The following is a 21,047-nucleotide window of genomic DNA, read 5'->3' on the forward strand; positions in this document are numbered from 1 at the left end:
CTGGGATTTTCAAAATTCTTATGTGAATAACGGGACTCGGCGCCTGCGCCTGTCCCGTTTGGTTAAACCTTTCTATAGTACCGCGCATTTTGCGACTGCACAATACCAGCTAGCCTGTTTTGCTGAAAAATCCTTACATGCCGGTCTTGGATTGCCAACTGACGCTGGTCGGCCCGGAAGGCTGCCCCAGCATCAGCATCAAGGGCTTCAGCGCGTCGTACTTGTCCGGCGGGCTATCCGCCGTGCCGGCCATATTGAAAGCGCCGTTGGCCGGCCAGCTGCCCTGGCCGTTCAGCATCAGCGGGCCCTCCAGCGTGGACAGGTTCAGACTCAGCCCTTGCGGCGTGCCGGACAGGTCCAGCTGATAGCTGCCGAACGGCAGCGCCGTCGTCAGCGGGGTGGACGCGCCGCGCCATAGCACTTGCGCGGTGCCGCTGATAGTCTTGCCCTGGCGCGCCAGCTGCGGGATGTTCAATTGCAGCTCGCCGCCCAGCCGAGCCGCCTGCCAGGTCTTGGACAGATTGGCCAGCGCCGCCACCGGCAAGGAGACGGCCAGCCCTCTCACCTCCTGCTTGCCGAATCCCAGCTGCACCAGCCCCGGCTGGCCGGCGCTGTCCACATGCCACGCCAGCAGGCCGGACAGCAGCGCGCGCGGCTGCCATTGCCAAGCCAGCGGGCTCATCGTCTGCACTTCGCCGGACGGCCCCAGATACACCAGCTGCGCGCTGCCGTTCCACAGCGTGCCCTTGGCCTCGCTGACATCCCAGTGCCGATCGCTGAGCCTGGCCACCGGCCACGACAGCCAACTGGCCGGCAGGGCCGACAGCGCGCCCGCCAGGAAGAGCAGCGCCAGGGCCAAGCCCTTCCCTATCTTGCGCCTCATGCCTCCGCCCCCGCATGCGCCAGCAGCGCCTTGATCTTCACTTGCCCCGGCACCGGCTGCGCCTCCACCTTGACGTTCAGCGCGCGCACCTGCTGCTGCGCCGACAACACGCCGGCGAAGCGCACCCAATCGTCAAACCCCATCACGCCTTCCATGCTGACCCCGGAATCGCCTTCGGGATTGAACTGGATGCCCCCAGGCAAGCCCTGGCTCTTGGCCGTTTGCTGCAGCAGCGGTATCAGCTCCTTGGCCGGCAGCGGCGCCTGCGCCGGCTGGCGCTTCAATTTGGCCGCTTCGTCCGCCAGCGCCTGCACCATGCCCTGCTCCGCCTGCAAGCGCGCCACCGCCGCGCGGTTGCGCTGCAGCGAGGCATTGGCCGGCTCCCATACTCCCAGGTACAGGAAAGCCGCGCCCAGCACCGCCGCCATGGCCGCCAGCAGCCGTTGCTCGCGCACGGTGCGCTGCTGCCAGTAATCGAGAAACTGTTGCTTGTACGCTTTCATCGTCACGGCTCCCGCGCCACCACCAGTTGCTTGCTGCCGGGCTGGCTGCTCGTCGCGTCCAGCATGATCTGCCGCGCCGCCAGCAGCTTGCGCCAGCGCGCCAGGCTTTCCGCCGGCACCTCCGCGACCTGCAGCTTCAGGCGGCCGGCCTCATATTCCATTTGGCGCACCTGCAGATCGCGCCCGGCCACCGCCGCCAGCGCGCCCATCAGTTCCACCATATCGTCGCGCGCCGGCAAGCCATGGCTCAGCCTGAGCTTGTCCACCGCGCGCAGCATGGGCAAGGCGCTGCTGCCCGGCAAGGCTTGGCCGCCTATCCACGGCGTGGCGGCGCTCCTGATCTGCTGCGACAGGCTGTACTTCTGCCAGGCATACCAGGCGGACTGGCTCAACGTCAGCGCCAGCTGCGCCGCGAGCAGGCCGCCCAGCAGCCAGCCCGCCCGTTTCAGCGACGGCGCCCAGTCGCGCCAACGCCGGTTGGCCGCCAATTCGCCTTGGGCGAAGTCGAAGTGGCCATGGCGGCGGCCGCTGCGCCAATCGTAAGCCTCGCCGCGCGCGGTTTCGCCCTGCCATCCCGGCAGACGCGACAACAGCTCGTCCGCGCTGTCCACGCCGCTGAGCTGCAAGCGCCCGGGCGCCGCCGCGGTCAGCAGCGAGCTGAACAGCGCCTGCTCCAGCGCCGCGCCGCCGCGCGGCAAGCTGGTGGCGAAAGGCGAAGCGGCGCGCACCAGCCAGCGGTCCGCCAGCCGCGTCACGCTCCAGCCGCCAACCGGCGGCGGCGGCAACAGGCACTCCTCAGGCACGATGCGGTCGCACAGCCGGCCCAGGCTCTTCAACATGGCCACGGCGCGGCGCACCGCCGCCGCCTCGGTCACAGCCACCGCGCGCCGCCCGTCGGCCGCCGCGTCGCCAAGCGCGTACAGATTGGCCGCCGGGTCATTGCCCAAGCGCTCTTCCAGCGCGAAGCCGATCACCGCAGACGTCGGCTGCTTCACCGCATCCGGCAGCTTCACCTCGCTGAACAGCGTGCGGCCTGCCGACAGCACCAGTTCGCAATGGTCGGCCTTGGGCCATCCTCCGGGCGCGCTGTCGCCCTGCGCGGCCAGTTCGCCGCGCGCGCCCAGCAAAGCCCACGGCAGGCCCGGCTCGCTATCGGGCCAACCCGCCCGCAGATAGAGTCGCAGCGTCGTCATTGTTTTCTCCACCAGACCGCGCCGCCAGGGCGCGGTCGTCATTGCCATCCTGTCGCCACACCAGCCGGACGACATTGAGGTTGCTGTAAATCATCGCCCGCATCCGCAGCTTGGCCTTGCCATAGCTGGAGCGGCTGTCGAGCAGAAAATAATTGGAGGCGGCGCCTATCATGTTGCTAAAGTTGCTCTTGACCATATTGCCCGGCGGCCGGGCCAGAAAATCAGCCTTGTCGCGGTAGTAGACGGTCTGCCGCTGCTTCATCATCACCATCAGATTGCCGTCCCCTATTCCCGGCATCAGCGTTTTCAGCACCTTGTCGGTGGCGGTATTGACGTTGATCGTCGTCGCCGTCGGCGGCAAGGCGGCGATGTGCGGCAACAGCTTGTCCATCACCTCCGGCGTGTAGCCCGGCAACCAGCGCAGCATCTCCACCCGCGCCAGCGGATGGCTGGGACGCGGCGCCGCGCCCTGATCGGTCTGCGCCAGCGGGTCCTCGCTGTCCGACAAGCCGCGCAGCTTGCGCAGCAAGGGCTCGGACAAGGTGCTGGGCAAACCCAGCGTCTTCAGCAGGTCGCGATAGAACATCAGCTGATCCTTATCCACCTGCCCGCCGTCATTGACCAGCGCGTTGATGTTGAAGCGCCCTTGCAAATCGGTCAGCGCGCCGCTGACCTTCACGCCCTGCGCCTCGGTCTGCGGCAGGGGCTGCGCCCAAAGCTGGGACAGCGCCACCACGCCGTTGCCGCTGACATTGTTGAAGCGCAAGATCTCCATCGCCCAGCCCAGGCCCGCCTCGGCCACCAGCCGCAGCTGGGCGCGGCTCTTGTCGTTTTCCAACTGATGCCACCACAAGCCCTGCTGCCACAGCACCAGGCTGGCCGCCGTAGTGGCCAGCGCCACGATCAGCAACGCCATGATCACGGCCATGCCGGACTGCCGCCTCATGGCAACACCCATAATCTATGCACCTGGCGCGCGCCCGGCATCGCGATGCGCATTTCCAGCCCGCGGGCGGACAGGCCCTGGCCGCCGCTGGGCCAGGCATCCTGCCAGCTGCCATCATTCAGCAACACGCGCCAGCTCACTTTCATCTCCGCGCCCAATAGCGGATAGACCGCCGGCTGCCCGCCGCCGGCATCGCCGGCCGACCACGACAGCCCGCCCGCCCCGGCATGGTAGATCACTCTCTCCTTGCCGCTGGGATAGCGGGTGGACACCGACTCCAACGCCAGCGTCTGGCCATTGCCATCCTGCTGCAAGGTCAGCGTGCTGGCGCCCAGCGCCTGGCCTTGCATCGGATCGGCCTGGCTGGCCTGCGGCTGCAGGCCGGTCAGGTCGCTCTCCAGCCTTCGGAAGGCGCGCGCGGCATCCACCCACTGCTGGCCGGTCTGCATCAGCCGCTCGCGGGCGATCAGCAAGGAGCCGAAGGCCTTGTATCCCATCACCGACAGAATGGCCAACAGGCTCATCGCCACCAGGATTTCCAGCAGCGTCATGCCGCCCTGCTTGCGCGCGCTCAACCGCCGCCTCCCGGCTGCTGCCTGAGATAGCCGGTGATCTCGGCCAGCACGTAGCGGCCGGCGCCCGGCGCCAGAATGCGCACCACCACCTTGCGAAAATTCGGATTCGGGGTGGTCGTCACCTCGCGCTCCCAGCGCCACTCCACGCCATCCGATTTGCTTTCGCCGGCCTGCTGGCCCGGCTCGGGAAACTGGCGCAGCGCCTGCATGGCGGCGATCTGGTTCTGCGCCTCCCAATTGGCCTGCATCCGCCGCTCCATGCCTTCGGCGTTGTCCGCGGCCAGGCCGGTGGCGCGCAACAAGGCCCCCAGCGCCACCGCGATGATGGCCAACGCGACGAGCACTTCGAACAAGGTGAAACCTGCCTGCCGCTTCATGAGCCGTCCGTCACGGTCACCCGCCCCAGCGGAGACTGCAGCACCGTCAGCTTGCGGCCGGCGCCGTCCAGCCGCAGCGCCAAAGCCGCGGCGCGGCCGTTCTGCCATAGCAGCAGCGGCCTGTCCGCTGGCCACGGCTGGCCATCCAGCAACAATCCGCCGCCGGCGATGCCGTCCGGCCACCCATGCGGCGCCAGCAATTCGTCGTTGACCTGGTTCCAGTTGCCGTCATCGTCCTGCCGCGTGAAAACATAGCCTTTGCCGTTCCAGCTCAAGGCCAGCATGTCGCCCATCTCGGCGGCGTCGCCGGCCTGCTCCAGCACGCGCGCGAAACGGTAGCCCTCGTCGCTCAACAGACGATGGGTGTCCGGCCTCAGGCTCAGCGTGACGGTGGTGGCGAGGACGCCGATGATCAGCATCACCACCATCACCTCGATCAGCGTGAAGCCGCGCGCCCGCGCCGCCAGGCTCAAGTCCGGCCCTCCGGCTTACTTGCCGCTGTCCCAATTGCCGATGTCGGCGTCGTTGCCTTCGCCCCCCGGCTGGCCATCGGCGCCGAAGCTCCAGATGTCGATTTCGCCGTGCGTGCCCGGATTGGCGTACTGATACGGATTGCCCCACGGGTCCTTGGGCAGGCGCTCCAGATAGCCGCCGGGCTTCCAGTTCTTCGGTTCCGGCGCGGCGGTAGGCTTCTGCACCAGCGCCTGCAGGCCCTGGTCGGTGGTCGGATAGCGGCCGTTGTCCAGACGGTACAGCTTCAGCGCCTGGCTGATGGCGCCGATGTCCTGCTTGGCGGCGACGATGCGCGCCTCGTCCGGGCGGCTCATCACCTTGGGCACCACCAGCGCCGCCAGCACGCCGAGGATGACGATCACCACCATGATTTCGATCAGGGTGAAGCCGCGCTGGGCGGCGTGTTTGAGCTGTTTCATTGTGACTCCTGAGTTTCAATATCACCGCCCGAATCGATTTGGCGGGTTACAAGCATGAATGGTCGAAATCTGCCGCTCAATGCACCATCTGGTTCATATCGATGATCGGCATCATGATGGCCAGCACGATCAACAGCACCATGCCGCCCATCACCAGAATCAGCAGCGGCTCCATCAGGGTGGTGAAGGTGGCCAGCTTGCGCTCCACCTCCTGCTCCTGCTGCTGCGCGGCGCGGTCCAGCATGTGGGACAGCGTGCCGCTGGCTTCGCCGCTGGAGATCAGGTGGATCAGCACCGGCGGAAACTTCTTGCTGGCGTTCAGCGCGCGCGACAGCGAAATCCCCTCGCGCACCTTGTTCATCGCGTCGGCCACCGCGTCTTGCATCGGCAGCATGGACATCAGGCCGCGCGCGGTTTCCAGCGCGGTCAGCAGCGGCACGCCGGAGCCGACCAGAATCGACAGCGTGCTGGCCATGCGCGCGGTATTCAGCGCGCGGAACAGGCGGCCGAATACAGGCAGCCTCAGCACCCGCTCGTGGAAGCGGCGCTTCAGCGCCGGCGCGCGCAAGGCGCGCACGGCCAAAAACGCCGCGGCGACGATGGCGATCAGCAAGGCCACGCCCCACTGGCGCAGGAAATCGCTGCAGGCCATCAGGGCGCGGGTCAGAAATGGCAGCGTCTGCTTGGTCTGGGCGAAGACGCTGACCACCTGCGGCACGACATAGCTCATCAGGCCGGCCACCACCAGGATGGCCACCAGCGTCACCACCGCCGGATAGGCCAAGGCCAGCGTCACTTTCTGCTGCGTGTTCTGGCGCTTGTCCAGGTATTCCGCCAAGCGCGCCATCACCATGTCCAGATGGCCGGATTGCTCGCCGGCCTGGACCAGCGAGCGGTACAAGGGGGAAAACACGCCGGGCGCGGCGGACAGCGCCTGGGCGAAGCTCTTGCCTTCCAGGATGTCGCTGCGCAGCGCGGCCAGCACGGTGCGGCTGCGCGGGTTTTCCGCTTGCTCGGTCACCGCGGTCAGCGCTTTTTCCAGCGTCAAGCCGGCATTCAGCAAGGTGGACAGCTGCTCGGTGATCATCACCAATTCGGCGCGCGGCAAGCCGCGCCGCAGCACATTGCTGGCCGCGCCGCCGGTCTTGGCGTTGACGCTGTCCACCGTCACCGGCAACAGGCCGCGTTCGCGCAGCTGGACGCGCGCGGCGCGGGCGGAGTCGGCCTCCAGCAGGCCGCTTTGCTCCTTGCCCGCCGCGTCGTAGGCGGTGTACTTGAAGGCGGCCATCAGCTCCTCGTCACCCGCAGGATTTCTTCCAGGCTGGTCTCGCCGGCCTTGACCCAGCGCAGGCCGTCGTCGCGTAGGCTGCGCATGCCGTGGCGCGCGGCGTGGTCGCGCAGGCGCTGCTCGGACGCGCGGTCATGGATCAGCCGCTGCATGGTGTCGTCCACCAGCATCAGCTCGTAAATGCCGTAACGCCCCTTGTAGCCGGAGCCGCCGCAAGCCGGGCAACCGACAGGACGATAGTGCACTGCCGCCGGATCCTCCTCCAGCGGCACCGGATGCGGCGCCTTGCACTGCGGGCAGACGCGGCGCACCAGACGCTGCGCCATCACCCCCAGCAAGCTGGACGCCAGCAGGAACGGCTCCACGCCCATATCGGTGAGCCGCGTCACCGCGCTGGCGGCGTCGTTGGTGTGCAGCGTCGCCAGCACCAAGTGGCCGGTCAAGGACGCCTGCACCGCGATCTGCGCGGTTTCCAGGTCGCGGATCTCGCCTATCATCACCACGTCCGGGTCCTGGCGCAGGATGGCGCGCAGGGCTTTGGCGAAGCTCATGTCGATTTTGGCGTTGACCTGGGTCTGGCCCACGCCGTCCAGGTGGTACTCCACCGGGTCTTCCACCGTCATGATATTGGTGTGGCTGGCGTCCAGGCGGGACAGCGCGGCGTACAGCGTGGTGGTTTTGCCGGAGCCGGTGGGGCCGGTGACCAAGAGGATGCCGTGCGGCTGATTGATCAGCTTGTCGACCGAGGCCAGGGTGTCGGCGGCCATGCCCAGCGTGGCCAGGTCGAGCCGCGCATTCTCCTTGTCCAAGAGACGCAGCACCACGCGCTCGCCGTGGCTGGTGGGCAGCGTGGAGACGCGCACGTCCACCGGCCGGCCGCCCAGGCGCAGCGAGATGCGGCCGTCTTGCGGGATGCGTTTTTCGGCGATGTCCATGCCGGACATGATCTTGATCCGCGACACCATGGCCGCGTGCAGCGCGCGGTGCGGGCTGACCACGTCGCGCAGCGTGCCGTCCAGGCGGAAGCGGACGACGGAGCGGTCTTCGAAGGCCTCGATGTGGATGTCGGACGCGCCGTCGCGCAACGCTTGGGTCAGCAGCGCGTTGATCATGCGGATGATGGGCGCGTCGCCCTCGCTCTCCAGCAGGTCTTCCACCGTGGGCAAGGATTCGACCATCTGGTTCAGGTCCATGTCCTGGCCGATGTCGTCCACCATTTCCGCCGCCGCGCCGTCGCGGCTGGCGTAGTGCTCGGACAAGCGCTTGTCGAACTGGGCGGCGGTCAGCGTTTCCGCGCCCACCAGCGGCCCGCCGTGCAGGCGCAGGGCCTCGGCCCAGGCGGCCGGTTTGGCGTCCTCGCGCAGCAGCAGCACACGCCCCGCCTCGCCGTCCAGCAGGATGACGCCGTTGGCGCGCGCGAACGGAAATGGCAGCAAGGTGGAGAGTTTGGCCGACATCATTGCGCCGCCTTGGCTTTGTCTTCCGCTTCAGTCATCGAATTCAGCGCGTCGCTGATGCCGCCCCTGGGCGCCAGCTTCAGCATTTCCTTCGGATCCAAAGTCATTTTCTGCTTTGCCGTCTCCACCGTATCCGCTTTCAAGTATCGGTAGCGCTCTTCCGCTACGGCCCGGTTGCCCGTTTCATCGCGGATGATGGTGGGACGGATGAAAATCATCAGATTTTTCTTGTCGTTGGACTTTTCCTGATACTTGAAAAAGTTGCCAAGAAAGGGGATATCGCCCAGCAGCGGCACTTTCTGCTCGGTATTGCCGGTATTCTGCTGAGTCAAACCGCCCAAGGCCACTAAGCCGCCGTCGTTCACCGTCACCACCGTATCCAAAGTACGGCGATTGAACGTGGGGCCGGCATCGTTGTTCAAGGTCTGGGTATCGATGGAGTCGGCCGCCTGGCTGATTTTCAAGCGTATGGTGCCGCTCTCGGAAATTTGCGGCGTGATCTCGAGGCCAAAGCCCACGGTTTTCCGATCATAGGTATTGTACGGCGCCGTGCCGCTGCCGCCCGAGCCGGCGGCATAAGCCGCCGTCTTGACGCCGACTTCCTGGCCGATGACGATCTTGGCTTTTTCATTGTCCATCGTCACCAGTTGCGGGCTGGCCACCAGATTGCCCTGCGCTTCGTTTTCCAGCGCCTGCGCCAGCAAGCCCAGCGTGGGAATCTGGACGCCGCCGACTGTAATATTATTGATGATCCCTGCGGTCAAACCGCCGCCAGTAAGGCTGTTCACCAAATTGGCGAACGGGGAAGGGTTGGTCGAACTCGGCTGGCCGACGATGCCGGGCGCGCTGGGGTAGCTCCCTCCGACAATGCCGTTATTGCCTACCTTGGCGGACCACTGCACGCCAATTTTAGTGGTGCGGTTGGCCGACACCTCCATCACCAGCGCTTCCACGTAAACCTGGGCGCGGCGCTTGTCCAGCAAATCGATCACATTGCGCAGATTCTGGTACATCTGGTCCGGCACGTTCAGGATCAACGCATTGCTATTGCTGTCCGCCTGGATCATGGCGCTGACGCCGGTTCCCGACGGGCCGGAGGAGGCCTGGGCAGCGGCCGGCGTCGCATTGTCCATGACCGGCGCCGCGCTGGGCGCGGCATTGCTGCCGTTGCCATTGGTCTGGCTGCCGCCGACGCCGCTCATCAAACTGGCGCTGCCGCCGGAGGTATTGTTGCCGAGGGTGCTGCGGGACTGCACCGGACTGCCCTCGCTGGCCAGCAAGGTGCGCAGCGTCTTGGCCAAATCGGCCGCCTGGGCGTTCTTCAGATACACCACCCGCACATTGGAGCCGGCCTGGCTGGGCTGATCCAGCACTTTCAGCAGGCTCTTGATCTTGCCTATCTTGCCAGGGGCGTCCGTCTTGACCATCAGCACATTGGCGCGCGGATCGGCCAGGATGCTGGTTTTGCCGCCTTCCGCGCCGCCATCCTGCATCAGCTTGTTCAAAGTGCCTGCCAATTCCACCGCCGAGCCGAACAGCACCGGAATCACCGCGGTGTCGCCGGAGGCGGCCGACTCCACCGACTCGATGATGGACTCGATGCGCTGGATGTTCTCGGCGTAGTCGGTGACGATCAGGGCATTGGATTGCGGGTAGGCCGCCACCGTGTTGTTGGGCGACACCAAGGGCCGGATCACGGGCACCAGTTGATTGGCGTTGCTGTTCTGCAGCGCGAACACCTTGGTGATCAGCCGGTCGCCATCGCCGCGCGGCACGCGCTTCACCGCCCGGGCATGCAGCTTGGCGTCAGCCTCCGGCACGATCTTGATCACGCCGTTGCCTTCCACCGCGGAAAAGCCCTGCAGCCGCAGCGACGACAGCAGCACCTGGTAGGACAAGGCTCGCGGCACCGGCCGGCTGGACACGATATTGACCGTGCCCTTGACGCGCGGATCGATGATGAAGTTCTTGCCGCTGATTTCGCCTATCGCCTTGACCACGGTCTCGATGTCGGCGTTGACGAAGTTGAGCATCACCGTGTCGTTCTGCGGCGCCGCCAGCAGTTGACAGCTGTAGACCAGGGCCAGGGTGGCGACGAGTTTGGAAATTCGCATTGCACTCTCTTATTGGCGAATCATCGCGGCAGGATCGACCGCGGGTTGGGGCGGAGCATCGGGTACGGAATTCTGGCTGGGCACCGGCACGGCGCCGGGCATGGGCGGGGGCTGCATCTGGCCAGGCGCCTGGGGCGGCGGCTGCGTCGCGGCGTCCACGCCGCCCGCTGCGCCATTGCGGGCCTGCAGCGGGACGAACTGCTCGCTGCCGCCGGAGCGGATGGTCACACCGTTGGGCGCAATTTTGACCAGCTCCCAGCCGTCGGCGGTTTGCTTGCCCTGCAGCAACGGTTCGGCATGGCCGTTGTTGTCCACGATGGCGAAACCGAGAACGCCTGGCAGCGCAGGCGCGTATACGCCCAGCAGGCGCAGCGGCGGCAGCGCGGCGGCCTGCTGCTGCGGCGCTTCGCCAAACCAGTGCCCCTGGGCCACTGCCGCAGCAGCAGCCTGCGGCTGCGCCGGCGCCAGCGCCCGGTATGCGCGCGGGGACGGGGATAGCCAGCCGCTCAACTGCTGGCCGAGCCAGAACACGGCAATGCCCATCGCCAAAGCAGGCAAGGCTTTGTGCCATTGCGCGCCCGGCAAGCGCAGCTTGTCGAAATTCAACTTGCCGACCAACTTGTTATGATCCCCGAGACCCATCGACTTCCCGCCGTCAAAAATTATGCTGAACACATCCCGCCTTGGCACGTTAGATTAAGCAGCAAGGCGGCGATTTTGCAATAGCTTGCAAGTAGTTTTGATGACAGATCAAATTTCAGCCATCGTTAATATTTACAAGCGAACCATAAGGAGACTGGCTTGCAAGCCTCATGCAGCAAGCATCTGGACCCTTACGGCATGGAATTTTCTGCATTCTCGCATAAAAAACGCCACGGCATGCCGTGGCGTCATGATAAATCAAAGCAAGCTCAGAACTGGGCTTCATCCAGCGCCAGCACGCTGTCCGCGCCGCGCACGATGGCCGCGGCCAGACCGGATGCCTGCGGCAGCAGATGCTCGGCGAAGAAGCGGGCGGTGACGATCTTGGCGTTCAGGAAATCGGCGTCCGCGTCAGCCTCCTGCAGCTTGTCCTTGGCGATCAGCGCGGCGCGGCCCAGTTGCCAGCCGCCCAGAGCTATGCCCATCAGCTTCAGGAAAGGCACCGAGCCGGCCGCGGCCAACTGCGGCTGGCTGCCGAAAGTTTCCAGGATGAAGGCGACGCAGCGCTCGGCATCGGCGATGGCGGACGCCAGATTCCCAGCGATGCTGTCGAACCCAGCCGCCTGCAGCTTGGCCGCGGTGGACTGGGCCTCGGCCAGCAGCGCGCGGGCGGTGACGCCATGCTCAGCCGCAGTCTTGCGGCCGATCAGGTCCAGCGCCTGGATGCCGGTGGTACCTTCGTAAATGGCGGTGATGCGGGCGTCGCGATAGTACTGGGCGACGCCGGTTTCCTCGATGAAGCCCATGCCGCCGTGCACCTGGATGGCCAGGCTGGTGATCTCGTTGGCCTGCTCGGTGTTCCAGCCCTTGACGATGGGGATCAGGAAGTTCAGCAGCGCCTGGTTGCGCGCGGCCTCGGCCGGCGCCGGATGGCGGGCGGCGCGGTCCAGCGCGGCGGCGGCGTAGAAAGTCAGCGCGCGCTGCGCTTCGATCTGGGCGCGCATGGTCATCAGCATGCGGCGCACGTCCGGGTGCTGGATGATGGGCACGCCGGCCGGGTCCGGCGAGCCGACGGCGCGGCTCTGCACGCGGTCGCGCGCGTATTCCACCGCCTTCTGGTAAGCGCGCTCGGACACTGCCATGCCCTCGATGCCCACGCCCAGGCGAGCGTGGTTCATCATGGTGAACATATAATTCAGGCCCTTGTTCGGCTCGCCCACCAGATAGCCGACCGCGCCATCGTTGTCGCCGAAGCTCATCACCGCCGTCGGGCTGCCGTGGATGCCCAGCTTGTGCTCCAGCGACACGCAGCGCACGTCGTTGCGCGCGCCGAGCGAACCATCGGCATTGACCAGGAACTTGGGCACGATGAACAGCGAGATGCCCTTCACGCCGGCCGGAGCGTCCGGCAGACGGGCCAGCACCAGATGGACGATGTTCTCGGCCATGTCGTGCTCGCCCCAGGTGATGAAGATTTTCTGGCCGCTGACGCGGTAGCTGCCGTCCGCCGCCGGCACGGCGCGCGAACGCACCTGGGCCAGGTCGGAGCCGGCCTGCGGCTCGGTCAGGTTCATGGTGCCGGTCCATTGGCCGCTGGCCATCTTCGGCAGATAGATATTCTTCAGCTCGTCCGACGCATGATGATGGATGGCCTCCACCGCGCCCAGCGTCAGCAGCGGGGCCAGGGAGAACGCAAGATTGGACGCGCACCACATTTCCTCCACCGCCGCCGCAACCAGCGCAGGCATGCCCTGGCCGCCAAACTCTTCCGGCGCGCGCAGGCCTACCCACCCCGATTCGACATACTGCTGCCAAGCGTCCTTGAAACCCGGCGCGGCGGTCACTTCGCCATCCTGCCACTTGGCGCCCTGATCGCCCTGCTTGTTGATCGGCGCCAGCACGCCTTCAGCGAACTTGGCGCCCTCTTCCAGCACGGCGTCCACCAATTCGACCGAGCACTCGCCATAACCGGGCAAACCGCAGATGGCTGGCAATTCGGCCAGTTCATTCAAGACAAAACGAATATCTTTGACTGGTGCGTGATAAATCATCGCGCTTCTCCTCTGTTTCTCTCGCGTTGGACCGTCAAGGCGGACCGTAAAAAAACCGGCGCTCAAATCTTGGGCGCCGGCTGCTGTTGTTTGTTCCGGCGGCTATGCTGCCTGCTCGGTCGGGGGCGCGTGCTGCCGCGCCCCGGCTGCCGCTATTTCGACAGTTCGGCCATCAGTTCCGGCACCACGGTGAACAGATCGCCCACGATGCCGTAATCGGCCACCTGGAAGATAGGCGCCTCTTCATCCTTGTTGATGGCGACGATGACCTTGGAGTCCTTCATGCCGGCCAGGTGCTGGATCGCGCCGGAAATCCCGACGGCGATGTACAGCTGCGGCGCCACCACCTTGCCGGTCTGGCCAACCTGGTAGTCGTTCGGCGCGTAGCCGGCGTCCACCGCGGCGCGGGACGCGCCCACCGCGGCGGCCAGCTTGTCCGCCAAAGGCTCGATCACGGCTTTGAACTGTTCTTCCGAACCCAGCGCGCGGCCGCCGGAGACGATGACCTGGGCCGAACCCAGTTCCGGGCGGTCGGACTTGGTCAGTTCCTGGCCGACGAAGGCGGACAGCTGGCTGTCGGCGCCGGCGGCGATGGTTTCCACCGCGGCCGAACCGCCATGGCCCGCCGCGTCGAAGGCGGTGGTGCGCACGGTGATCACCTTGATCGGGTCGACCGACTGCACGGTGGCCATCACGTTGCCGGCGTAGATCGGACGGACGAAAGTGTCGGCCGATTCAATGGCGGTGATTTCGGAAATCTGGGCGACGTCGAGCAAGGCGGCGACGCGCGGCAGCAGGTTCTTGCCGAAGGACGAGGCCGGGGCCAGCACGTGGCTGTAAGCCTTGGCCAGGCCCACCACCAGGGAGGACAGGTTTTCTGCCAGCCCATGGGCGTATTGGGCCGCGTCGGCCAACAGCACCTTGGACACGCCGGCCAGGTTCTTGGCGGCATCGGCGGCGGCGGCGGCGTTGTGGCCGGCTACCAGCACGTGCACTTCGCCCAGCTTGGCGGCGGCGGTGACGGTATTCAGGGTGCCTGCTTTCAGGCTCTGGTTGTCGTGTTCAGCGATAACGAGAATAGCCATGTCTTACAGCACCTTTGCTTCGTTCTTGAGTTTGGCGACCAGTTCGGCGGCATTGGCCACCTTGACGCCGGCGGAACGCTTGGCAGGCTCGGCCACCTTCAGCGTCTTCAGGCGCGGGGTCACGTCGACGGACAGATCGGCCGGAGTCGTCTTGTCCAGCGGCTTTTTCTTGGCGGCCATGATGTTGGGCAGCTTGATGAAGCGCGGCTCGTTCAGGCGCAGGTCGGCGGTCACCACAGCCGGCAGGCGCAGCTTGACGGTTTCCAGGCCGCCGTCGATCTCGCGCACCACGTCCACGGTCTCGGCGGAGAGGTCAACCTTGGAAGCGAAGGTGCCCTGGGCCCAGCCCAGCAGCGCCGCGGTCATCTGGCCAGTCTGATTGGCGTCGTCGTCGATCGCCTGCTTGCCCAGGATCACCAGCTGCGGCTGTTCCTTCTCCACCACGGCCTTCAGCAGCTTGGCCACGGCCAAAGGCTGCAGCTCGGCTTCGCTTTCCACCAGGATGGCGCGGTCGGCGCCCATGGCCAGCGCCGTGCGCAGGGTTTCCTCGCACTGCTTCACGCCCATGGACACGGCGACGATTTCAGTCGCCTTGCCGGCTTCTTTCAGACGCACGGCTTCTTCGACGGCGATTTCGTCGAAGGGGTTCATCGACATCTTGACGTTGGCGATATCAACGTCGCTGCCGTCGGCTTTGACGCGGACTTTCACGTTGTAATCAACAACGCGCTTCACTGCGACTAGAACTTTCATATTCCTCCAGCAAACATCTGTTGGGTTAGGACCGGTTCAGGCCCGAAAACGCGGAAGGCAACGAGCGGCCAGCTGAGCCTGATTATGCCCCAAGCAAATTTCAAACGAGCGTTTGGTTTGTGTGCCGACACCCCAAGCGTGGTGAAAATGCAACTCGGCGTCGATAGTACGTCATTTCCCGCGGGTTTGCATTTCAAGGCGAAGCTGGCACAATGCGGTCGTGCATTGCAACATTCCCTTGTCATAAACCGTGGAGTTGTCATGACCGTCTATTTCGAAGACCTCGTCGTGGGACAAAGCGCCGAATCCGGCAAAACCGTCACCGAGGCCGACGTGCTGTTGTTCTCCGCCGTCAGCGGCGACAACAATCCCGTGCATCTGGATCAGATTTACGCGGCGTCCACGCCGTTCGAGACCCGCATCGCCCACGGCATGCTGACCGCCAGCCTGATCTCCGGCGTGATCGGCACCCGCCTGCCCGGCTACGGCACCATCTACCTGTCGCAGTCCACATGCTTCAAGGCCCCGGTCCGCATCGGGCAGACCGTGACCACCCGCGTCACCGTCGCGGAATTGATTCCGGAAAAGAAACGGGTGCGGCTGACCACCGAATGCCGCGTCGGCGATCATGTGGTGCTGGAAGGCGAATCCTTGGTGATTGCGCCTTCGCGCGGCTAATCGCCAGAACTGACGCCATGCCGAGCCAGGGCCCAGCGCACCGGCTCGGCCACCAGCTCGTCGGGGAAATCCAGACGCCGCCGCAAGGCGGCGATGACTTCGGGGCTGGTGGGCGCATTGCCCAGCCCGACCGCCAGATTCGACAGCCACTTGTGATAACCGATGCGGTAGATAGGGCTGCCAGCCATCCGCTCGCGGAATGCCTCCGCGCTCCAGTCGAACAGTTCTACCAGACTCGTGCGATCCAAACCATGACGCACCGCAAAATCAGATTCTTCTGATAAAGCTCCGAAACGATTCCACGGACAGAACAGCTGGCAATCGTCGCAGCCATACACCCGGTTGCCGATTAGCGGACGCAATTCATGCGGAATCGCGCCTTTCAGTTCTATAGTCAGGTAGGAAATGCAGCGCCGCGCATCGACCTTGTACGGTTCGACAATGGCGCCGGTGGGACAGACATCCAGGCAACGGGTGCAACGACCGCAATGACCATCCTCCGCCTCGTCCGGCGGCAGGGGCAGATCGGTCAGGATTTCGCCCAGGAAAAACAGCGACCCCTGCTTCTTGGTCAATAATAATGTGTGCTTGCCGCGCCAACCCAAGCCGGCCTGCGCCGCCAGCGCCACTTCGGCCAGCGGCGCGCTGTCGGTGAGCACCCGGTAGCCGAAGGCGCCGATAGCGCCCTCGATGCGCTCGGCAAGCTTTTGCAAGCGGTTGCGCAACACCTTGTGGTAGTCGCGGCCCAGCGCGTAGCGCGACAAATAGGCTAGCGACGGATCGGCCAGCACCTGTTCGGCCGGCTTCGCCTCCGGCCAGTAGTTCATGCGCAGCGAGATCACGGACAAGGTGCCCGGCACCAATTCGGCGGGACGGACGCGCAGCGCGCCGTGGCGGGCCATGTAGTCCATCTCGCCGTGATAGCCGGCCGCCAGCCAGGCCTCGAGCTCGCGCTCGGCCTCTGGCGGCAGCGCCGCGCGGGTGATCCGGGCATCGGCAAAGCCGGCTTCGCGCGCCCAGGCTTTGATTTGGCGCGACAATTCGGGATAATCCGGTTTTTGAGGAGGATTCTCAGTCATGGCGATGGATGATACCAGCGTTGTGGCCGGCAGCCTGCAGGACGAACGCGCCACGCTGATGCTGGGCGCCGCTTTCGCCGCCGCGGCCCGCCCCGGCCTCACCGTCCACCTGCGGGGCGACCTGGGCGCCGGCAAGACCACGTTTACCCGCGGGCTGCTGGCCGCGCTCGGGCATCTGGGCAAGGTGAAAAGTCCCACCTATACGCTGGTGGAAAGCTATCCGCTGTCCGAATATAGCGTCCATCATTTTGACCTTTACCGTTTCGCAGACCCGGAAGAGTGGAACGACGCCGGCTTCAGCGAATATTTCGGCCCCGATAGCCTATGCCTGGTGGAGTGGCCAGACAAAGCCGACGATCTGTTGCCCGCAGCCGACATCGTGCTGGAACTTGCCGTCGCCGGCGAGGGTCGCACTTACCAATTCCAAGCTCAGACACCAACCGGACAGTCATGCCTGATTCGACTTTCGACCCAAACCGCCGCGCATTGCTAGGCGCCGCGGCCGCTACCTTCCTGCTTGCCGTCAGCCGTACGGGGCTGGCAGCCGACAACCAGATCGTCGCCCTGCGCATCTGGCCATCGAGCACGTATACCCGCATCACGCTGGAATCCGGCAGCGCCATCCAGTACAAGCAGTTCACCCTGGCCAACCCGAGCCGGCTGGTCATCGATCTGCAGGGCGTGCAGTTGAACGGCGTGCTGAAAGACATCAGCGGCCAGATCACCAAGGCCGATCCCTTCATCGCCAACGCCCGCGCCGGCCAGTTCGCCCCGGATACGGTGCGGCTGGTGCTGGAACTGAAGACCGACGTCAAACCGCAGGCTTTCACGCTGGCTCCGGTGGCGGAATACAAGCATAGACTGGTGGTGGACCTGTATCCGGCCAGCGGCGTCCAGGACGATCCTTTGCTGGCGCTCTTGCAGGATTACAACAAGGGCAAACTGGAACAGCCGCCCACGCAGATCAAGCCCAAGTCCAAGAACAGCGACCGCCCCATCGTCGTGATGCTGGATCCGGGACACGGCGGCGAAGACCCCGGCGCAATCGGCCTGCAGGGCAACCGCGAGAAAGACGTGGTACTGAAGATAGGCCATCAGCTGAAGCAATTGATCGACGCGGAGCCGAATATGAAGGCCTATATGACGCGCAGCGACGACGTGTTCATCCCGCTGGGCGTGCGCGTGGCCAAGGCCAGGAAGCTGAATGCCGACCTGTTTGTCTCCATCCACGCCGACGCCGCGCCCAACCGCGCGGCGCGTGGTTCCTCGGTGTTCGCGCTGTCGGAAAAAGGCGCCACCAGCGCCTTCGCCAAGGCGCTGGCGCAGACGCAGAACGACTCCGACCTGATAGGCGGCGTCAAGATCGGCAGCAAGGACAAATATCTGGCTCACACGCTGCTGGACCTGACGCAAACCGCCACCATCAACGACAGCCTGAAACTGGGCAAGACCGTGCTGGGCCAGCTCGGCGGCCTGAACAAGCTGCACAAGAACGCGGTGGAGCAAGCCGGTTTCGCCGTGCTGAAGGCGCCGGACATTCCTTCCATCCTGGTGGAAACGGCCTTCATTTCCAACCCGGAAGAGGAACAGCGGCTGATCACCGCCGAGTTCCAGCAGCAGATGGCCAATGCCATCTTCAGCGGCGTCAAAAACTATTTCGCCTCCGGCGCCGCGCTGGCCGCGCGCGCCTGATCGCCTGCCCCAAAGCAAAACCGCCAGGTCGAGTCCTGGCGGTTTTTATGCGTAAGGCTTGCCGGCGCTCAGTGCGAGGCCGGCGGCAGCTCGCCCGGGGGCGTTTCCTCTTCTGCCGGCACGCGATAATTCTCGCTGGCCCACTGACCCAGGTCGATCAAACGGCAGCGTTCGCTGCAAAATGGGCGGTAACGGCTCTGCGCCTCCCAGCGCACTTCGGCGCGGCAGGTGGGGCAGGCGACGATGCGGATGGATTCAGCCATGAAACTCAAAACTTGCAATTGGTGAGGTAGAACTCGACATCCTGTTCGGTCTGGCGGGGCCGGGCTTCGCCGGTCACCGCGCCGACGAAACGGATGTTGAGGGCGTATTTATTGGCGGACAATTCCGGCAGCAGCGCCAGCGTGTCGTCGTAGGCGACGCGGATCAGCTGCACCACCTTGCCGCCGGACATCTGCTGGAACGCGCCGCGGCGCGCCACATAATGATGCGTCTTGCCGCTGTCTCGCAGCAGCCGCAGCAGGATGTCGGACGCGTCCGCCGTCGGCATCAGCGGCGCGGACCAGCGCAGCATGTCATGACGGCGCTCCTCGGCCGGCTTCTGCTGCCACAAATGATAGGAAGGCAGATCGAACTGGCAGGTGCCGCCGGGAATGCCGGCGCGCTGCTTGATCGCCATCAGCCACTCGTTTTCTCGCAGGTTCTGGCCAAACTTGCCGGTCAAGGCCAGCAGCTTGCCGGACGCGCGCTCGATCTCCTCCAACACGCCTTCCAGCGTCTCTTCGGCCACATTCGGATTCTCGCGCAATGCCTCCAGCATCTGCTTCTGCCGCTCCAGCTCCTGCAAGAGATCGGCTTTCAGGTCTGCGCGCGAAGCCGTTTCCATCAGTTCAAACAGAACCAGCAACGCGGCATGATGGTCATGGGGATGATCCTTGCCGACGAAGTAGGCCAGCCGCCCGTACAGATATTCCAGACGCAGCAGAATACGGGTGCGCTCGGTGACAGGAAATTCAAAACTGATCACGGCAGATCTGCCCTTCTCCACGGCTTGCATCAAGCCTCAAAACATTGCATTGACAAGATTTGCCAGATAATAACCGTGTTTGGCATCAACTTGAAGCCTCAATTCTGCCAAGCCGCTGTTATTGTCGATGACATCGTCCGCGCGGCGCAGCCGCTCATTCCGCGGCAACTGCGCCGCCATGATCGCCCGCACCGCCTGTTCGGCAAAACCGTTGCGCCGCATGACGCGCTCAATCTGGGTTTGCTCGTCGCAATCAACCACCAGCGTGCGCGCCAAGAGTGGCAGATAGCGCTCATTTTCAAACAACAGCGGCACCACCAGCACCGCGTACTCGCCCTGCGCCGCCTGCAGCCTGCGCACACTTTCGTCATAGATGGCCGGATGCAGAATCGCTTCCAATTGATGCTTGCTATCGGGATTCGAGAAGATTTTCTGTCGCATCGCCGCACGGTCCAAGGCGCCATCGGCTGTCAGCGCCTGCTGGCCGAACGCCTGCGCGATCGCCGCCATCGCCGCGCCCCCCGGGCCGGTCAATTGATGGGCGATCTGATCGGTGTCGATCACCGGCACGCCCAGCTCGGCAAAACGGTCCGCCGCCGCGCTCTTGCCGGAACCGATGCCGCCGGTCAGACCCACTACCGGGATAGCCATGCCAGATATCCCTCGACGATCTGCGGTCCCCACACCAGCGCAATCCAGCCGGCTGCGGCAAGATAGGGGCCAAAAGGAATCGGCTGGCCGCGACCGACACGCGAGGCGGCCATCATCGCCAGGCCGCAAACCGCGCCGACCAACGACGACAGCAGAATGATCAAGGGCAGCATGCTCCAGCCCAGCCAGGCGCCCAACGCGGCCAGCAGCTTGAAATCGCCATACCCCATGCCCTCGCGGCCGGTGGCCAGTTTGAACAGCTGATACACCAGCCACAAGGACAAGTAGCCGCAGGCCGCGCCCAGCACCGCATCGGACAGCGGCACCAAGCCGCCATGCAGATTGAACAACAGGCCGGCCCACATCAGCGGCAGCGTCAGGCTGTCTGGCAGCAGTTGGGTATCGAGATCGATGAAAGTCAAAGCAAGCAAGGCGGCGGTCAGCGCCATCGCGCCAAACAGCGGCCAGCCCCAGCCCAGTTTCCAGGCGAGAAAACCAAACAAGACGCCGCACAGCGACTCCACCAGGGGATAACGCGGGCTGATGCCGACGCGGCAAGCGGCGCAACGGCCACGCAGCAGCGCGTAGCTCAACAGCGGGATATTCTGCCAGGCCCGCACCGCCGCGCCGCAAGATGGGCAATGCGAAGCGGGGCGCCACAGATTATAGCCTGGAGCCTCCGTCAGCTCTTCCATCGCGCCTTGCGCCGCCAATTTCAATGCGGGAAAGCGGTCGCTCTCGGCCAGATAACCGACGCTATCCGCCAGGAATTCGTTCTCCAGCATCCGCGGCATGCGGTGGATCACCACATTCAGAAAACTGCCCACCATCAGCCCCAACACCACGGCCGCACCCAGCAGATAAGCCGGGTGGGTCGCCAGCAACCACGCCATATCCTGCAGCATCAACCCACCACCTGACCCATTTTGAAAATCGGCATGTACATCGCGATCACCAAGCCCCCGATCAGCACCCCCAGAATCACCATGATGGCGGGTTCAAGCAGGCTGGACAACGCCGCCACGGCGTTGTCGACCTCTTCTTCATAGAAATCGGCCACTTTATCGAGCATCTGGTCCAGCGAGCCGGACTCCTCGCCGATGGCGGTCATCTGCAGCACC

General features: G+C 64.9%; 24 protein-coding genes. 3 read left to right on the forward strand and 21 right to left on the reverse strand.

Translation table 11 applies throughout. From position 1 onward, the window contains the following. Window positions 1–133: 133 nt before the first annotated feature. From BI343_RS06945 to BI343_RS07015, 15 genes are all read right to left on the reverse strand, one after another. Window positions 134–883 carry a type II secretion system protein N gene (locus BI343_RS06945; RefSeq protein WP_071109171.1) on the reverse strand — a complete coding sequence of 250 codons (750 nt, stop codon included), beginning with the start codon at window positions 881–883 and terminating at the stop codon, window positions 134–136. Next, window positions 880–1,386 (reverse strand): type II secretion system protein GspM, encoded by a 507-nt coding sequence (gene gspM / locus BI343_RS06950; RefSeq protein WP_071109172.1) that lies wholly within the window; start codon window positions 1,384–1,386, stop codon window positions 880–882. Before gspM ends, BI343_RS06945 begins: the two co-directional genes overlap by 4 nt. A gap of 2 nt (window positions 1,387–1,388) precedes the next feature. Then, window positions 1,389–2,579 carry a type II secretion system protein GspL gene (gene gspL, locus BI343_RS06955; protein WP_071109173.1) on the reverse strand — a complete coding sequence of 397 codons (1,191 nt, stop codon included), beginning with the start codon at window positions 2,577–2,579 and terminating at the stop codon, window positions 1,389–1,391. Next, window positions 2,536–3,525 carry a type II secretion system minor pseudopilin GspK gene (gspK, locus tag BI343_RS06960; protein ID WP_161792978.1) on the reverse strand — a complete coding sequence of 330 codons (990 nt, stop codon included), beginning with the start codon at window positions 3,523–3,525 and terminating at the stop codon, window positions 2,536–2,538. Before gspK ends, gspL begins: the two co-directional genes overlap by 44 nt. After that, window positions 3,522–4,100, reverse strand: coding sequence for a type II secretion system protein GspJ (locus tag BI343_RS06965; protein WP_071109174.1), 579 nt, complete (start codon window positions 4,098–4,100; stop codon window positions 3,522–3,524). Before BI343_RS06965 ends, gspK begins: the two co-directional genes overlap by 4 nt. Further along, a complete protein-coding gene (gene gspI / locus BI343_RS06970) occupies window positions 4,097–4,477 on the reverse strand; it encodes a type II secretion system minor pseudopilin GspI (RefSeq protein ID WP_043621872.1) in 381 nt (126 codons plus the stop codon). The genes BI343_RS06965 and gspI overlap by 4 nt, the downstream gene beginning before the upstream one ends. Further along, complete coding sequence (locus BI343_RS06975; RefSeq protein ID WP_071109175.1) at window positions 4,474–4,950, reverse strand: prepilin-type N-terminal cleavage/methylation domain-containing protein; 477 nt, start codon at window positions 4,948–4,950, stop codon at window positions 4,474–4,476. Before BI343_RS06975 ends, gspI begins: the two co-directional genes overlap by 4 nt. 15 nt (window positions 4,951–4,965) lie before the next feature. After that, the gene (gene gspG / locus BI343_RS06980; RefSeq protein ID WP_043621877.1) at window positions 4,966–5,409 is read right to left on the reverse strand and encodes a type II secretion system major pseudopilin GspG; all 444 of its coding nucleotides are present in this window, start codon (window positions 5,407–5,409) and stop codon (window positions 4,966–4,968) included. A gap of 76 nt (window positions 5,410–5,485) precedes the next feature. Continuing rightward, on the reverse strand, window positions 5,486–6,697 hold the full coding sequence (gene gspF / locus BI343_RS06985; RefSeq protein ID WP_071109176.1) for a type II secretion system inner membrane protein GspF: 1,212 nt from the start codon (window positions 6,695–6,697) through the stop codon (window positions 5,486–5,488). Beyond that, entirely contained in the window at window positions 6,697–8,157 is a 1,461-nt protein-coding gene (gspE, locus tag BI343_RS06990; RefSeq protein WP_083340853.1) for a type II secretion system ATPase GspE, read from the reverse strand. Before gspE ends, gspF begins: the two co-directional genes overlap by 1 nt. Then, window positions 8,154–10,268, reverse strand: a complete 2,115-nt coding sequence (gspD, locus tag BI343_RS06995; RefSeq protein ID WP_071109177.1) for a type II secretion system secretin GspD — start codon at window positions 10,266–10,268, stop codon at window positions 8,154–8,156. Before gspD ends, gspE begins: the two co-directional genes overlap by 4 nt. Window positions 10,269–10,277: 9 nt before the next feature. Next, window positions 10,278–10,910, reverse strand: a complete 633-nt coding sequence (locus BI343_RS07000) for a type II secretion system protein N (RefSeq protein WP_139165671.1) — start codon at window positions 10,908–10,910, stop codon at window positions 10,278–10,280. 269 nt (window positions 10,911–11,179) lie between these two features. After that, window positions 11,180–12,961 (reverse strand): acyl-CoA dehydrogenase, encoded by a 1,782-nt coding sequence (locus BI343_RS07005; RefSeq protein WP_071109179.1) that lies wholly within the window; start codon window positions 12,959–12,961, stop codon window positions 11,180–11,182. A gap of 152 nt (window positions 12,962–13,113) precedes the next feature. Beyond that, window positions 13,114–14,046 carry an electron transfer flavoprotein subunit alpha/FixB family protein gene (locus tag BI343_RS07010; RefSeq protein WP_071109180.1) on the reverse strand — a complete coding sequence of 311 codons (933 nt, stop codon included), beginning with the start codon at window positions 14,044–14,046 and terminating at the stop codon, window positions 13,114–13,116. Window positions 14,047–14,049: 3 nt separating this feature from the next. Next, a complete protein-coding gene (locus BI343_RS07015) occupies window positions 14,050–14,799 on the reverse strand; it encodes an electron transfer flavoprotein subunit beta/FixA family protein (RefSeq protein ID WP_043621894.1) in 750 nt (249 codons plus the stop codon). Between the two features lie 261 nt (window positions 14,800–15,060). Between BI343_RS07015 and BI343_RS07020 the strand changes: the two genes are divergently transcribed. Next, on the forward strand, window positions 15,061–15,477 hold the full coding sequence (locus tag BI343_RS07020) for a MaoC family dehydratase (RefSeq protein WP_071109181.1): 417 nt from the start codon (window positions 15,061–15,063) through the stop codon (window positions 15,475–15,477). On the opposite strand, the gene queG is transcribed toward BI343_RS07020, so the two are convergent. Beyond that, a complete protein-coding gene (gene queG, locus BI343_RS07025; RefSeq protein WP_071109182.1) occupies window positions 15,474–16,556 on the reverse strand; it encodes a tRNA epoxyqueuosine(34) reductase QueG in 1,083 nt (360 codons plus the stop codon). The genes BI343_RS07020 and queG overlap by 4 nt on opposite strands. A gap of 4 nt (window positions 16,557–16,560) precedes the next feature. Here queG and tsaE point away from each other — a divergent pair, with 4 nt between their 5' ends. Then, on the forward strand, window positions 16,561–17,049 hold the full coding sequence (gene tsaE / locus BI343_RS07030; RefSeq protein ID WP_422614103.1) for a tRNA (adenosine(37)-N6)-threonylcarbamoyltransferase complex ATPase subunit type 1 TsaE: 489 nt from the start codon (window positions 16,561–16,563) through the stop codon (window positions 17,047–17,049). Beyond that, window positions 17,007–18,248, forward strand: coding sequence for an N-acetylmuramoyl-L-alanine amidase (locus BI343_RS07035; protein ID WP_043621902.1), 1,242 nt, complete (start codon window positions 17,007–17,009; stop codon window positions 18,246–18,248). Before tsaE ends, BI343_RS07035 begins: the two co-directional genes overlap by 43 nt. A 68-nt stretch (window positions 18,249–18,316) precedes the next feature. Here the strand turns inward: BI343_RS07035 and yacG are convergent, their stop codons facing one another. The 5 genes from yacG to BI343_RS07060 form a co-directional block, all read right to left on the reverse strand. Next, window positions 18,317–18,511: a DNA gyrase inhibitor YacG gene (gene yacG, locus BI343_RS07040; protein WP_071109183.1), complete on the reverse strand. Its 195-nt coding sequence runs from the start codon at window positions 18,509–18,511 to the stop codon at window positions 18,317–18,319. A 5-nt stretch (window positions 18,512–18,516) separates the two neighbouring features. After that, window positions 18,517–19,275, reverse strand: a complete 759-nt coding sequence (gene zapD / locus BI343_RS07045; RefSeq protein WP_043622060.1) for a cell division protein ZapD — start codon at window positions 19,273–19,275, stop codon at window positions 18,517–18,519. A 36-nt stretch (window positions 19,276–19,311) separates the two neighbouring features. Continuing rightward, window positions 19,312–19,911: a dephospho-CoA kinase gene (coaE, locus tag BI343_RS07050; protein ID WP_244886592.1), complete on the reverse strand. Its 600-nt coding sequence runs from the start codon at window positions 19,909–19,911 to the stop codon at window positions 19,312–19,314. After that, window positions 19,911–20,831 (reverse strand): prepilin peptidase, encoded by a 921-nt coding sequence (locus BI343_RS07055; protein WP_071109184.1) that lies wholly within the window; start codon window positions 20,829–20,831, stop codon window positions 19,911–19,913. The genes coaE and BI343_RS07055 overlap by 1 nt, the downstream gene beginning before the upstream one ends. After that, on the reverse strand, window positions 20,831–21,047 hold a 217-nt coding region (locus BI343_RS07060; protein ID WP_211269398.1), incomplete at its 5' end, for a type II secretion system F family protein. The genes BI343_RS07060 and BI343_RS07055, both read right to left, overlap by 1 nt.

Source organism: Chromobacterium amazonense, assembly GCF_001855565.1.
GTDB classification, from domain to species: Bacteria; Pseudomonadota; Gammaproteobacteria; order Burkholderiales; family Chromobacteriaceae; genus Chromobacterium; species Chromobacterium amazonense.